Origin of the sequence: Roseateles chitinivorans (assembly GCF_050632235.1) — a bacterium.
Lineage (GTDB): Bacteria > Pseudomonadota > Gammaproteobacteria > Burkholderiales > Burkholderiaceae_C > Roseateles > Roseateles chitinivorans_A.
Window position 1 is genome coordinate 386,286 of record NZ_CP192584.1, and the last position, 13,465, is coordinate 399,750.

The window sequence follows — 13,465 nt, forward strand, 5'->3', positions numbered from 1 at the left end:
GCGGCATCGATCTGATGACGCAGCTCGACGGCGTGAGCACGCTTCTTCTCGGTGCTCTTGCGCAGCAGCGCGTAGAACACCGGCGTCAGGAAGATGCCGAACAGCGTCACCCCGACCATGCCCGAGAACACCGCGATGCCCATCGCACGACGCATCTCGCTGCCCGCGCCAGAGCCCAGGATCAGCGGGATGACGCCGGCGCAGAACGCGATCGAGGTCATCAGAATCGGACGCAGCCGCATGCGGCAGGCGTGGATGATCGCGTCATGCAGCGCTTCGCCGCGTTCCTCGAGCTCCTTGGCGAACTCGACGATCAGGATCGCGTTCTTGCACGCCAGGCCGACCAGCACCACCAGCGCCACCTGCGAGAAGATGTTGAGATCCCCGGCCTGCGCGAACGGTGGGAAGTGCGACAGCCACACGCCGAACAGCGCGGACAGGATGCACATCGGCACGATCAGGATGATGGCCAGCGGCAGCGACCAGCTTTCATACTGGGCCGCGAGGACCAGCACCACCAGCAGCACCGAGATCGCCAGCACCGCGCCCAGCGTCGGGATCGCGAAGCCGCCGACCTTGATGTCGCGGGTCAGCCGGTCCTGGTAGGTCAGCTCCGTCCACTCGTAGGTCATGCCGCGCGGCAGGTTCTTCAGGCGCTGCTCGATCTCCGCCTCGGCCTGGCCGCTGGAGAAACCGGGCTTGGCCGCGCCGTTGATGTCCGCGCTCGGGAAGCCGTTGTAGCGCGTCACGCGCGTCGGCCCGAAGGTCGGATCGACGTTCATCAGCGCACCCAGCGGCACCATCTCGTTCTTCTCGTTGCGCGTCTTCAGGTCGGTGATGCTGCCGGCGTTGGCGCGGTAGGGCGCGTCCGCCTGCACGATGACCTGGTAGGTCTTGCCGAAGCGGCTGAAGTCGTTGACGTACAGCGAGCCGAGGTTGATCTGCAGCGTGTCGTAGATGTCCTGCAGCTTCACGCCCATCTGCTTGGCCTTGACCCGGTCGACGTGCGCGAAGAGCTGTGGCACGTTGATGTCGTAGGTCGAGTACGGCGTGCCGATGCCGCTCTTCGGGTCACCGTAGATCGGGCCCAGCGTGCCCCAGACGGAACCGAACAGCGCCTGCTCGCCCAGGCCGGCGCGGTCCTGCACCTGCACCTTGAAGCCGCCCGCGTTGCCCAGGCCGTCCACCGCCGGCGGCGGCACGACGAACATGCGCGCCCCCTGGATCTGCTGGATCGCGCCGTTGACCTTGCCCAGGATCGCGTCCTTGGACTTGTCGGCGGTGGTCCGGTTCTCGAATTCGTCCAGGCCGAAGAACACGATGCCTTCGTTGGGCGCGGCCGAGAAGCCGGCGATCGACAGACCGGGGAAGGCGATCGAGTCACGGATGCCGGGCACCTTCAGCGCGATGTCGCTCATGCGCCGGATGACTTCCTCGGTGCGGTCCAGCGTGGCGCCGGCCGGCAGCTGCGCGATGCCGATCAGGTACTGCTTGTCCGGCGCCGGCACGAAGCCCGACGGGATGCGCGTGAACAGCAGGGCGGTCAGGCCCAGCAGGATCGCGTAGACGACCAGCGCACCGCCCTTGCGGCGCAGGATGCCGGTGACGCCGCGGCTGTAGCCTTCGCTGCGGCGCTGGAAGAAGCAGTTGAACCAGTGGAAGAACCGGCCGAACAGCTTGTCCATCACCTTCATGATCGGGTCCTTGGGCGCGTCGTGCGGACGCAGCAGCAAGGCCGCCATGGCGGGCGACAGGGTCAGCGAGTTGAACGCCGAGATCACCGTCGAGATCGCGATCGTGACCGCGAACTGGCGATAGAACTGGCCCGACAGGCCCGGGACGAAGGTCAGCGGGATGAACACCGCGCACAGCACCAGCGCGATCGCGATGATGGGCCCGGAGACCTCCTGCATCGCCTTGATCGTCGCGGCATGCGGCGTGAGCCCGTCCTCGAGGTTGCGCTCGACGTTCTCGACCACCACGATCGCATCGTCGACCACGATACCGATGGCGAGCACCAGCCCGAACAGCGTCAGCGTGTTGATCGAGTAGCCCAGCAGCAGCAGGACGGCGAACGTCCCCACGATGGACACCGGCACGGCCAGCAGCGGGATGATGGACGCGCGCCAGGTCTGCAGGAAGATGATCACCACCAGCACGACCAGCAGCACGGCCTCGATCAGGGTGTGGATCACCTTCTCGATGGACGTGGCGACGAAGCGCGTCGGGTCGTAGACGATGTCGTAGCTGACGCCGGCCGGGAAGCTGGCCTTCAGGCGCTCCATCGTCGCGCGCACATCCTTGGAGATGTTCAGCGCGTTGGACTGCGGCGCCTGGAAGATGCCGATGCCGACCGCTTCCTTGTTGTTCAGCAGGCTGCGCAGCGCGTAGGTGCCGGGGCCCATCTCGACGCGGCCCACGTCGCGCACGCGGACCAGGCCGCCGGTGGCGGTGTCGGTGCGGACGATGACGTCGGCGAACTCTTCCTCGGTGACGAGGCGGCCCTGCGTGTTGATCTGCAGCTGGAAGTCGGTGCCCTTGGGCGCCGGCGGCGCGCCGACGACGCCGGCGGCGACCTGCGTGTTCTGCTCACGGATGGCGTTGGTGACGTCGGAGGCGGTCAGGCCGCGACCGGCCAGCTTGGCCGGGTCCAGCCAGATGCGCATCGCGTAGTCGCCGGAGCCGAAGACCTGCACCGAGCCCATGCCCTGCACGCGCAGCAGCTCGTCGCGGACCTGCAGCTGCGCGTAGTTGCGCAGGTACAGCGCGTCGCGGCTGTTGTCCGGGCTGACCATGTGGACGACCATGGTCAGGTTGGGACTGGACTTCTCGGTCGTCACGCCGATCTGCCGGACGATGTCGGGCAGGCGCGGCAGCGCGCGGTTGATGCGGTTCTGGACCGCCGTTTCCGCGGCTTCCGGGTTGGTGCCGATCTTGAAGGTGACCGTCAGGGTCATGCCGCCGTCGGCGGTGGCCTGGCTGTCGAAGTACAGGACGTTTTCCAGCCCGTTGATCTGTTCCTCGAGCGGTGTCGCCACCGTCTCGGAGATCACGCGCGGGTTGGCGCCCGGGAACTGGGCGCGCACGACGACCTGCGGCGGCGCGACCTCGGGGTACTCGGAGATGGGCAGCCGGAAGATCGCCAGCAGGCCCACCAGGAAGATGAAGATCGAGAGGACCGACGCAAAGCGCGGCCGCTCGATGAAGAAGCGTGAGATATCCATGGACGGCCTCGCGTCGGGTTACTTCGACGACGCGGCGGGAGCGGCAGGGGCGGCGCCCTGCGGCGCGGCGACGGGGCGTCCCTTGTCGTCGAGCTTGGCCTGCTGCGGCGTGACCGGCGCGCCGGGCATCGCATGCTGGAGGCCGTCGATGATCACGAGCTCGCCGGGCTTGACGCCCTGGACCACGCGGTAGCCGTCGAACAGCGCGCCGGCCTGGACCGGACGGGGCGCCACGATGTTGTTGGCGCCGACGACCATCACGACCTTGTTGGCCTGGTCGGTGCCGATCGCACGGTCGGGGATCAGCGTGGCGGTGTAGGAGCCGGTGCCTTCCAGCTTGACGCGCGCGAACAGGCCGGGGACGAACAGTCCGTCCTTGTTGTCGAACACGGCGCGGCCGCGGATGGTGGCGGTGGCCGGGTTCAGGCGGTTGTCGACGAAGTCCATGCGGCCTTCATGCGGGTAGCCCTGCTCGTTGGCCAGACCCAGATGGACCTTGCTGGCCTGCTCGCGCTTGGCGCCGCCAGCGCGCGCGGCAGCGGCGTACTTCAGGAAGGTCGCCTCGCTGGCGTCGAAGTAGGCGTAGACCTTGTCGCTGGAGACGACGGTGGTCAGCACCGGATCGCCGATGTTCACCAGGTTGCCGGGCGTCACGTTGGCGCGCGAGCTGCGGCCGGTGACCGGCGCGCGGACCTGGGTGAACTCCACGTTCAGCTTGGCCTGGGTCACGGCGGCCTCGGCGGCGCGGATGTTGGCCTCGTTGTTGCGGACCGCGGCCTTGAGCTGGTCGATTTCCTGCTGGCTGACGCCCTGGATGGCGACGAGCTTCTCGGCGCGGCCCAGGTCGGACTTGCTCAGTTCGCTGGCGGTGCGGGCGGCGGCGGCCTGGGCCTCGGCGCGGGCGACCTCGGCCTGGAACGGACGCGGGTCGATGGTGAAGAGCGGGTCGCCCTTCTTGACGACCTGGCCTTCACGGAAGTGGACCTTGTCGAGTGTTCCGGCGACACGGGCGCGGATCTCGACGGTGTCGGGCGCTTCCAGGCGCGCGGTGAATTCATCGAAGTCCTGGACTTCGCGCGCGATCGCCGGGGCGACCGTCACGGGCGGGGGCCGCCATGCTGTTGTTGTTGATCCTGTTGTCCACAGGCGCTCAGCAGCAGCGCCACCAGGGCGCCGGCGACGGCGTTGCGATTGAAAGAAGGTCCAGCCATGCATCACTCCCGAAAACGCCCACGGCATCTGTTGCACCGCAGCGTGCGGCGGAATGTACGCGGTACATGAATCACCAGCCAGTGCCCAGGGCAATACCTGTCCCTTTGCCGCAGGGCTTCTTTGAAACGATTGACTGCCTGGGCAAGGTTGTGAGCAAGTCTCGTTGGAGACACTGCCGGAAAACGTCAGGAGGGTGGGGGTTCGGAGGATTGGGCAAGGGTGGCGGACCCGCCCCGGACTGGTGCTTCGCTTCATCGACCAACCCTTCGCATTGGAGAGGGGGCCTCATCAGGGAAGCAGCTTTCGCATCTGCCTGGCCTCCAGGATCGCGGCGTGGAGTCTGCGTTTGATCGATTCGCTGGCAAGGTCGAGTCGGCCACGCCGGGGATGCTTTGGCCCCTTCCCAGGGGCCGGACCAAACCACTCGTCATCGAAGGGAAGCACCCGCTGATTGACCAGATCAAACTTCGTCAGCTTGGTCAGGCCGGTCTTGCTGTTCGGCTCGATCGCAAACTCTCCGGGAAACAGCACGTGAGTGCGGCGGGAGGTTGCGTAAGCGACGACGACCACGCAGCCGTCCGGATCCTCAATGGCTTCTTCAACCTGAAGTACCAGTGCAGGACGCTCCTTGGGTCCTGGCACGCCGACCCGCTCGGGAAACCGGCACTGGACGATGTCACCCGACTTGGGACGCGGCGTCCAGTACATGTGACCTCACAGCAGCGAGTCCAGCACCTTGCCGCGGCGACGTGGTTCGGCCTTCGCGATCTCTTCGTGATGTTCCTTTGTCAGTGGCATGAACTTCTCCATTTCCTGTTCGTTGAAGACCTCATCTCTCAGCCGGGCAAGGGCGAAGAGAACGGTCTGCGTTTCGTTGAATCCAAGCTTCTTGGCCATTGCTCTCAAGGCATCTCTCGATACCGTGGTGAGCGTGTCTTCCTTGAAGTTCAGCTTCAACGCCTGTTGGCTCGAGGCGGCAGTTGGCATGGCGGTTCCAAAGAATAGAGGGGCATTCCGTACATAAACAATAACTAAAGTTTATGTACTGATCAAACAGCAGGGCCTGACGCCGCCAACAAAAAACCCGGGCATGGCCCGGGTTCTTGAGGGAAGGTCCGCAAGGACCCTGGCGCGGCGCTCAGTGCACGCCGTGCATCAGCTTCTTCATCAGCGGGCTGAGCAGCATCAGCAGCACGCCGGCGCCCGCGGGGACGATGGTGAAGATGAGGAAGAAGGTGGACATCGAGTAGGTCGACGAGATCGCATCGATGTACGAACCCGTCATGCCGGCGATCTTGTTGGCGATCGCGGCGTTGACGAACCAGACGCCGAACATCAGGCCCAGCAGGCGCGCCGGCGCCAGCTTGGAGATGTAGGACAGGCCGACCGGCGACAGGCACAGCTCGCCCATCGTGTGCAGCAGGTAGGCCAGCGTCAGGAAGATCATGCTGACCTGCGCCGTCTTCGCGCCCGCCGGGATGCCCGACGCGCCGTACGACAGCGCCGCGAAGCCCAGGCCCAGCAGCACCAGGCCGACGCCGAACTTCACCGGACCGCTCGGGTTCCAGCGACGCTCCCACATCTTGCTGAACATCGGCGCCAGGATCACCAGGAAGAAGGAGTTCAGCACGCCGAACCAAGTGGCCGGAATCTCCGATTGCTCCATCTGGAACTCACGCCCCAGCATCCACAGCGACAGGCCCCAGATCACCGCCAGCGCCAGCGCCAGCAGCAGGTTGGACAGCTTGTACAGGCCCTCGGTGCTGCGGCCCAGCTTGACCAGCAGCCAGCTCAGGATCGCCACCGGGATCAGCGTCATCAGCGAGTTGACGATCTTGAAGATCAGCCCGCTCGTGCCCACCAGCGCGCGGTCGGTGTAGTCGGCCGCGAAGATGGTCATCGATCCGCCGGCCTGCTCGAAGGCGAACCAGAAGAAGATCGTGAAGAACGAGAACACGCCGATCGCGATCAGGCGGTCGCGCACGATGTGCGCGGGCGTGTCGTCCAGCGGCTCGCTCGCGTCCACCAGCGGCGCGTTCTTGCTGGGGACTCCGCCGATGTCGCCGAAGATGCCCTGCGCCAGCCAGAACTGCAGCGCGCCCAGGATCATGAAGACCGCCGCCAGGCCGAAGCCGTAGTGCCAGCCGATCTTCTCGCCGATGTAGCCGCACAGCGAGATGCCGAAGAAGGCGCCCGCATTCACGCCCATGTAGAACAGCGTGTAGCCGCCGTCCCGCTGGCCTTCGTTGTCCTTGTTGTAGAGCTGGCCGACGATGGCCGAGATGTTCGGCTTGAACAGGCCCGTGCCCAGGATCACCAGACCCAGGCCGACGTAGAAGGTCGCCTTGGTGTCGAAGAACAGCGCGATGTGGCCGGCCGCGATGATGAAGCCGCCCAGCACCACCGAGCGCCGCGTGCCCAGGAACCGGTCCGCGATGTAGCCGCCGATGATCGGCGTCAGGTACACCAGCATCGTGTAGGTGCCGTAGAGGCTGGTCGCCTCCTCGCGCGTCCAGCCCCAGCCGCCCTTGGCGGCCTCGGAGATGAGGTACAGCACGAGCAGCGCCCGCATGCCGTAGTAGGAGAACCGTTCCCACATTTCGGTGAAGAACAGGACGAACAGGCTGTTGGGCTGGCCGAGGATGGTCTGCCGCGCTCCGGGAGTTTGAATTGTGTTCAAACGACGCTCCGTGATCGATCGCTGGTGGATCGCTGAGGAATCAATGACCCGGCGCTCCGGGTCACGGGAAACCGCGTTCCAGGGATCAGAACGCGTTTGCCGCTGGTCCAGGCCCCCGGATCGATCCGATCCTTCAGGGCCCGCCAGCGGCAGGCGGCGCCATTGTCAGCGAAAGGTCAGCGTGAACCCGTCCCTCGGCACTAGGGCTCTCCCTAGGTCCGGACGGCCGTCATGGGCGCTCCTCGCGCAGCAGCCGCAGGCCGTTGAGCACCACCAGCAGGCTCGCGCCCGCGTCGGCCAGCACCGCCAGCCACAACGAGCCGATGCCCGCCAGCGTCAGCGCCGCCACGATCGCCTTCAGGCCCAGCGCCACGACGATGTTCTGCTTCAGCACCGTCGCGACGCGCTCCGACAGGTCGATCAGCTCGGGGAGCTTGCGCAGGTCGTCCTGCATCAGCGCGATGTCCGCGGTCTCCAGCGCGGTCGCGCTGCCGGCGGCGCCCATCGCGATCGCGATGTCGGCGCGCGCCAGCGCCGGCGCGTCGTTGACGCCGTCGCCGATCATCGCGACCGGTCCCTGCTCGTCCGCGAGCTTCGCGATCGCGTCGAGCTTGTCCTGCGGCAGCAGCGGCGCGCGCACCGCTTCCTCCGGCATGCCGAGCCGGCCCGCCATCGCGACGGCGCTCGCGCGCTGGTCGCCGCTGAGCATCGCCAGCGTCAGGCCGCGTGCGCGCAGCGTCTTCAGCACCTCGGCGGCCTCGGGTCTCGGCGTGTCCGACAGCGCCAGCAGCGCCAGCGTCTGCGCGCCGCGCATCAGCCAGGCCAGCGTGTGGCCCTGCGCCTGCAGCGCGCGGGCCGCCTTGCGGGCCTCGTCGTCGACGGCCCCGCGCTGCTCGGCCAGTCGTTCATTGCCGAGCGCGAAATCGGCGCCGTCCAGTTGCGCGGTCAGGCCCAGGCCCGGCAGGTTCTGGAGGTGATCGACGGGCTCCAGCATCGTGCCCAGGCGCTCCGCATGCGCCGCGACGATCGCCTGCGCCAGCGGATGCGTGCTGCCGGCGTCGAGGCGCGCGGCGAGGTGCAGCGCCTGGTCGGCATTCACCGACGGGTAGAGCGGTTGCACCGCCGCCAGTTGCGGCTTGCCTTCGGTCAGCGTGCCGGTCTTGTCGAAGGCCAGCGTCTTCAGTTGCCGGGCGCGCTCCAGGTAGAGACCGCCCTTGATGAGGATCCCGCGCCGCGCCGCCGAGGCGAGGCCGCTGACGACCGTCACCGGCGTCGAGATCACCAGCGCGCACGGACACGCGATCACGAGCAGGACCAGGCCCTTGTAGATCCAGTCGCTCCAGGTGCCCAGGCCCAGCAGCGGCGGGAGCACCGCCAGCGCGACCGCCACCAGCACCACCGCCGGCGTGTACACGCGGGCGAAGCGGTCGATGAACGCCTGCGTCGGCGCGCGCTGCGACTGCGCCTGCTGCACGGCCGCGGCCATGCGGTCGAGCAGCGTGTGGCCCTTGCCGGCGGTGATCTCCATCTCCAGCAAGCCGTCGCCGTTGATGCTGCCGGCCAGCAGCGCATCGCCGGGCGCCTTGTCGACCGGCATCGCTTCGCCGGTCAACGCAGCTTCGTTCAGGCTGGAACGACCGGTGAGCAGGCGGCCGTCGAGCGGCACACGCTCGCCCGGAGGGACACGAACCCGCGCGCCGATCGCCACGTCCGCGGCGGGCACCGACGTCCAACGACCGTCCGGCCCCTGGACCTGCGCCGTCTCCGGCGCCAGCTGCGTCAGCGCGCGGATCGCGTCGCGCGCGCGGGCCAGGCTCAGGCTCTCCATCATCTCGGACAGCCCGAACAGCCACACCACCATCGCCGCCTCGGGCCACTGGCCCAGCACGATCGCGCCGATCACCGCCAGGCTCATCAACAGGTGAATGTTGAGCGTCACGCTCTTGAGCGCGATCCAGCCCTTGCGCAGCGTCGGCAGACCGCCGAGCAGCATCGTCGCGACCGACAGCGCGATCACCACGGGACCGGATTCGTCGAAGCCGGAAAACGCGAGCGTCTCCGCCGCGATGGCGGCAATGCCGGCGATCGCCATGCGCCACTTCAGACCGCTCGATAGCGCCGGCGGCGGGGCGGGCGGCGGGGCTTCAGCCTCGATGGGCTCGGCACTCATGCCGGCCGCGCTGATCGCCGCGCGCAACGGCGCGTCGTCGGGCAGGCGGTGATGGACATCGAGCAGGCGGTTGATCAGGTCGAACTCCAGCGCGACCACGCCGTTCTTGCCTTGCAGCTGCTTGCGCAGCAGGCCTTCCTCCGTCGGGCAATCCATGCCGGCAATGAAGTAGCGCTGACGGGTCGTACCCGCGAGTGCCTCGGCGCTCGGGGCCGGCGACTTCGGGGCCGGCGCGGCGCACGACGCGCCATGACCGTGGTCGTGGTCGTGGTCGTGGTCGTGGTCGTGGTCGTGGTCGTGACCATGCCCGTGTTCATGACCCGGGTCGACATCGTGACGACGCGCGTGCGCGGCAGGGGCGGGCGCCGGCGCTGGCGCGACGGCCGTGTGCCCGCAGCATCCGCCGCAGGAGGGCGCGGCGGACTCGGGCGCGGCGGGGCGGTGATCGTGTTCCTGATGTGCCATGGGGTCGATTGGATAGTCTGTAGCCGCTCCAAGGTCAAGCGGCTATGCTGATCGGCATGCGAATCGGCGAACTGAGCAAGTCCACCGGCGTGGACATCGAGACCATCCGCTTCTACGAGAAGAGCGGTCTGCTGCCTCCGCCCGCGCGGAGCGACAACGGCTACCGCGACTACGCCCATGCCCACCTGGAGCGGCTCGCCTTCATCCGGCACTGCCGCGCGCTGGACATGTCGCTGGCGGACGTCACGCTGCTGCTGGACAGCCTGGAGACGCAAGACCCCGAGGAACTGGTCAAGGTCGATGTGCTGGTGGCATCCCAGCTCGGCAAGGTGCGCGCCCGGCTGCAGAGCATGAAGGCGCTGGAGGCGCAGCTGGTGGCGCTGCAGAAGCGCTGCGACGCGGACCACGACCACCACGCCTGCGGCATCCTGGAAGAGCTGGTGTCCGCGGCACACGGCGAGGCGTGCGCCTGCCATCCGACCGAGGCAGCGCCCGCTGCGCGCGCCAGCGCGCCTGACGTGAACTGACGTGGCCTGAAGCCTGACGCGGCGCTTCAGCGCGGCATCGACCGGGCGAATTCCTCCAGGCGTCGGCGGAGTTCATCCCGCACCTGGCGCAGCGCGGGCGACAGCTGCGCGCGGCCGGGCACGATCAGGTGCAGCGGCGCCAGGTCGCCGCGCCAGTGCGGATTGACGTGGACCAACTGGCCGCTGGCCAGCTCCTGGGCCACATCCGGCCACGACTTGTAGGCCAGCCCCAGGCCCGCCAGCGCCCAGCGCTTGACGACCTCCCCGTCGTCGGCGACACGGCGCCCGGACAGCGGCAACGCCGCCGGTTGGCCGGCGATCTCGACCGGCCAGTGGGTGGGCACCTCTCCGGCGACGAGGTAGCGCAAGGCCTCGTGCCGTGCCATGTCCTCCGGCGATGCCGGCATCCCGTGCAACGCCAGGTAATGCGGCGCGGCGACCAGCACACGGCGGCAATCCGGCAGCAGCGGCAGCGCGACCTGGGTGCCGCTCGCCGGCTGGCCGTAGCGGACGGCGGCATCGACCGGGCGCCGCAGCAGGTCCGTCAACGGGTCCCCGATCTGCAACCGCAGCGTCAGCGCCGGATGGCGTTCCTGGAACTGCTCCAGCCACGGCAGCAGCACGTGACGCCCCAGGTCCGACGGCACCGTCAGATGCAGCTCGCCGCTGAGCGCCTCCCGTCCGGCGAGCGCCTCGTCCCGGCCATCGGTCAGCGCGCGCAGTGCGGCACGCGCATGCGGCAGGTAGCGCTGGCCTTCGCCCGACAGACGCAGGCTGCGGGTGCTTCGCACGAACAGCGGGAAGCCCAGCTGTTCCTCCATCCGCTTGAGCGCCGCGCTGGCCGCGGCGGGTGACCAGTCCAAGGCCTTCGCGGCGGCTGTGAGATTGCCGAGGTCGGCGATGCGCACCAGCAATTCGAGGTCGGCGATCCTGGTCATTGTTCGATTTTCTTTGAAAAAGCTTAGCCCTTCAGCCGATTCAACGATGTCTTGCCCAACTCCAGACTGGGGACCATCAAACAACCTGGAACACGCCATGGCCCCCCTCATCAGCACGCCCTCCACCCTGAACTCGACTGCGGCCGCCGGCTCGCCGACGGGGCACACCTTCACGGCGGACACCGTCAGCGTCGTCGTCGGCGGCACCTCCGGCATCGGCCGCGCGGTGGCCGATGCCCTGGCCGCGCGCCCCGGCCGGGTCATCGCCGCGGGTTTGACGACAGGTCTCGACGTCTCGGATCCGGCTGCCGTCGCTGCCTTCTTCGAATCGATCGGGCCGGTGGACCACGTCGTCTTCACCGCGGGCTCCCAGGCACCCGGCGGGCCGGTGGCCTCGCTGGACCTGAACGCGGCCAAGGCGGCGTTCGACATCAAGTTCTGGGGCGCGATCGCCGTGGCCCGCGCGGCCGCCGGCCGGCTCCGTCCGGGCGGCACGTTGACCTGGACGTCCGGCTTCCTGGCGCGCCGCGCCGTTCCGGGCACCTTCGTCAAGACGGCGATGAACGCCGCGCTGGAGGCCTCCGCGAAGCTGCTGGCGCGGGAACTCGCCCCGCTGCGCGTGAACGTCGTCAGCCCGGGCCTGACCGACACCGAGGCCTACGCCGGCATGGCGCCCGAGGCACGCGAGGCGATGCTCGCCAGGGCCGCCTCGACCTTGCCGGCCGGTCGCGCGGGACGGGTCCAGGACCTGGCGGCGGGGTATCTCTTCGTCATCGACAACCCCTTCGTCACCGGCAGCATCATCGACATCGACGGCGGCGCGCTGATCCAGTAACCGCCCCCGCTCGTCCCCGGAAGGGGCCGGCGATCGCTCCGTCCACCCCTGGGGCGGCCGGCATTTCGTGACGAAGTGGGCGTGGGCTCTCTCCAGGAGGGCCCAGGGACGCCCGGACGGCTCAGTCCGAGCCCCGAACGGACGATGTAGAGTGCGAGCCGCCCGCGTTACAACTTGAAGACAAGTGGAGCGCGGCCGGCCTCCCTTCCGCTCCTCACGTCGTTCATGCGTGTCTGTTCACTGTCATCGGTCAAGAACCGGATCGTCCTCGGTCAACCGCTCGCCTTCAGCGTCCGGGACACCGACCGGACGCTGCTGCTCGCGCGCGGACAGGTGATCGCCGACGCGGCACAGCTCGACGCGCTGATGCGCCGCGGCGCGCTGGTCGACGCGAACGAGCTCGCCGAATCGGCGCGGCAGGCGACGCCCGCGCCGACGCGCTCCGCCGCTTACCTGCGCGACCGGCTTCCCGAGGAGTGGGACCGCGGCATGCAGGATGTGCGCAACGCGCTGTCGGCCTCGCCGGACCGCATGGCCGGCGCGCTCGACGGCGCGACGGCGCTGATGCTGACCCTGATCGACAGCTCGCCCGAGGTCGCACTCTCCCAGGTCGTCCGCCAACCTGAATCCACCAGCGGGCACTACGGCGTTACGCATTCCTTGCATGCGGCCACGGCCTGCCACGCGGCGGCCCGTTATCTGGGCTGGGGACCGGACGACCAGCGGCGCGCCTTCCAGGCCGCGCTGACGATGAACCTGGGCATGCTGGACCTGCAGGCGCGCCTGTCCAGCCAGGTGTCGCCGCTGACGGCGATGCAGCGCGAGGCGATCCACGAGCATCCGATCCGGAGCGTCGAGATGCTGAGCGCCGCCGGCATCGACGACCCGGACTGGCTGGAAGCGGTGCTACAGCACCACGAGACCCCGGATGGGCGCGGCTACCCGCACGGCATCGGCGACGTCGGCGAACTGGCCGAGATGCTGCGTTATGCCGACATCTACACCGCGCGCCTGAGCAGCCGGGCCAACCGGCCGGCGATGAGCGCGGCCCAGGCGGGGCGGGAGCTCCACCAGATGGCGGCCCAGAGTCCGCTGGCGGCGGCGCTGATCAAGTCCTTCGGCATCTTCCCGCCGGGCAGCCTGGTCCGGCTGGCCAGCGGCGAGGTCGGACTGGTCGTGCGCAACGGCGACAAGGCGCACCGTCCGATGGTGTCCGCCTTGACCAATGCCAACGGCGAACCCCGCCACACGCCGGTGCTGCGCGACAGCAGCCGCGAGGACCACGCCGTGGTCGCCCTGCTGCCGGCGCACGCCTCGCCGATCCGCCTGTCCGATGAGCGCATCGCGGCGCTGATCGCCAGCGCCTAGGCGGCCCCCGGCCTTCCCGCAAGGCCTTGCAGCGGTCCCACCTCGA

The 13,465-nt window shown here is 68.5% G+C and carries 9 protein-coding genes and 1 pseudogene; 3 read left to right on the forward strand and 7 right to left on the reverse strand.

The features are described 5' to 3' along the window. Positions 1-38: 38 nt before the first annotated feature. From ACQ859_RS01600 to ACQ859_RS01625, 6 genes and pseudogenes are all read right to left on the reverse strand, one after another. A pseudogene (locus tag ACQ859_RS01600) lies at positions 39-3,224 on the reverse strand (efflux RND transporter permease subunit); the annotation flags it as partial. A gap of 18 nt (positions 3,225-3,242) precedes the next feature. Continuing rightward, a complete protein-coding gene (locus ACQ859_RS01605) occupies positions 3,243-4,325 on the reverse strand; it encodes an efflux RND transporter periplasmic adaptor subunit (protein WP_431264324.1) in 1,083 nt (360 codons plus the stop codon). Between the two features lie 399 nt (positions 4,326-4,724). Then, entirely contained in the window at positions 4,725-5,144 is a 420-nt protein-coding gene (locus tag ACQ859_RS01610; RefSeq protein ID WP_431264325.1) for a type II toxin-antitoxin system PemK/MazF family toxin, read from the reverse strand. Positions 5,145-5,150: 6 nt separating this feature from the next. Next, entirely contained in the window at positions 5,151-5,423 is a 273-nt protein-coding gene (locus tag ACQ859_RS01615) for a hypothetical protein (protein ID WP_431264326.1), read from the reverse strand. 151 nt (positions 5,424-5,574) lie between these two features. Beyond that, the gene (locus tag ACQ859_RS01620; protein WP_431264327.1) at positions 5,575-7,116 is read right to left on the reverse strand and encodes a peptide MFS transporter; all 1,542 of its coding nucleotides are present in this window, start codon (positions 7,114-7,116) and stop codon (positions 5,575-5,577) included. 229 nt (positions 7,117-7,345) lie between these two features. Beyond that, a complete protein-coding gene (locus ACQ859_RS01625) occupies positions 7,346-9,751 on the reverse strand; it encodes a heavy metal translocating P-type ATPase (protein ID WP_431264328.1) in 2,406 nt (801 codons plus the stop codon). Between the two features lie 56 nt (positions 9,752-9,807). Between ACQ859_RS01625 and ACQ859_RS01630 the strand changes: the two genes are divergently transcribed. Then, a complete protein-coding gene (locus tag ACQ859_RS01630; RefSeq protein WP_431264329.1) occupies positions 9,808-10,278 on the forward strand; it encodes a Cd(II)/Pb(II)-responsive transcriptional regulator in 471 nt (156 codons plus the stop codon). A 26-nt stretch (positions 10,279-10,304) separates the two neighbouring features. On the opposite strand, the gene ACQ859_RS01635 is transcribed toward ACQ859_RS01630, so the two are convergent. Continuing rightward, on the reverse strand, positions 10,305-11,216 hold the full coding sequence (locus ACQ859_RS01635; protein WP_431264330.1) for a LysR family transcriptional regulator: 912 nt from the start codon (positions 11,214-11,216) through the stop codon (positions 10,305-10,307). A 97-nt stretch (positions 11,217-11,313) separates the two neighbouring features. Here ACQ859_RS01635 and ACQ859_RS01640 point away from each other — a divergent pair, with 97 nt between their 5' ends. Then, the gene (locus ACQ859_RS01640; protein WP_431264331.1) at positions 11,314-12,051 is read left to right on the forward strand and encodes an SDR family oxidoreductase; all 738 of its coding nucleotides are present in this window, start codon (positions 11,314-11,316) and stop codon (positions 12,049-12,051) included. A gap of 225 nt (positions 12,052-12,276) precedes the next feature. After that, complete coding sequence (locus ACQ859_RS01645; protein ID WP_431264332.1) at positions 12,277-13,419, forward strand: HD-GYP domain-containing protein; 1,143 nt, start codon at positions 12,277-12,279, stop codon at positions 13,417-13,419. Positions 13,420-13,465: the final 46 nt, after the last annotated feature.

Excerpts from the sequence above, each read along its gene's own strand:
- ACQ859_RS01610 (WP_431264325.1), bottom strand. The coding sequence starts at position 5,144 with ATGTACTGGACGCCGCGTCCCAAGTCGGGTGACATCGTCCAGTGCCGG.
- ACQ859_RS01615 (WP_431264326.1), bottom strand. The coding sequence starts at position 5,423 with ATGCCAACTGCCGCCTCGAGCCAACAGGCGTTGAAGCTGAACTTCAAG.
- ACQ859_RS01625 (WP_431264328.1), bottom strand. The coding sequence starts at position 9,751 with ATGGCACATCAGGAACACGATCACCGCCCCGCCGCGCCCGAGTCCGCC.
- ACQ859_RS01630 (WP_431264329.1), top strand. The coding sequence starts at position 9,808 with ATGCGAATCGGCGAACTGAGCAAGTCCACCGGCGTGGACATCGAGACC.
- ACQ859_RS01635 (WP_431264330.1), bottom strand. The coding sequence starts at position 11,216 with ATGACCAGGATCGCCGACCTCGAATTGCTGGTGCGCATCGCCGACCTC.
- ACQ859_RS01640 (WP_431264331.1), top strand. The coding sequence starts at position 11,314 with ATGGCCCCCCTCATCAGCACGCCCTCCACCCTGAACTCGACTGCGGCC.
- ACQ859_RS01645 (WP_431264332.1), top strand. The coding sequence starts at position 12,277 with ATGCGTGTCTGTTCACTGTCATCGGTCAAGAACCGGATCGTCCTCGGT.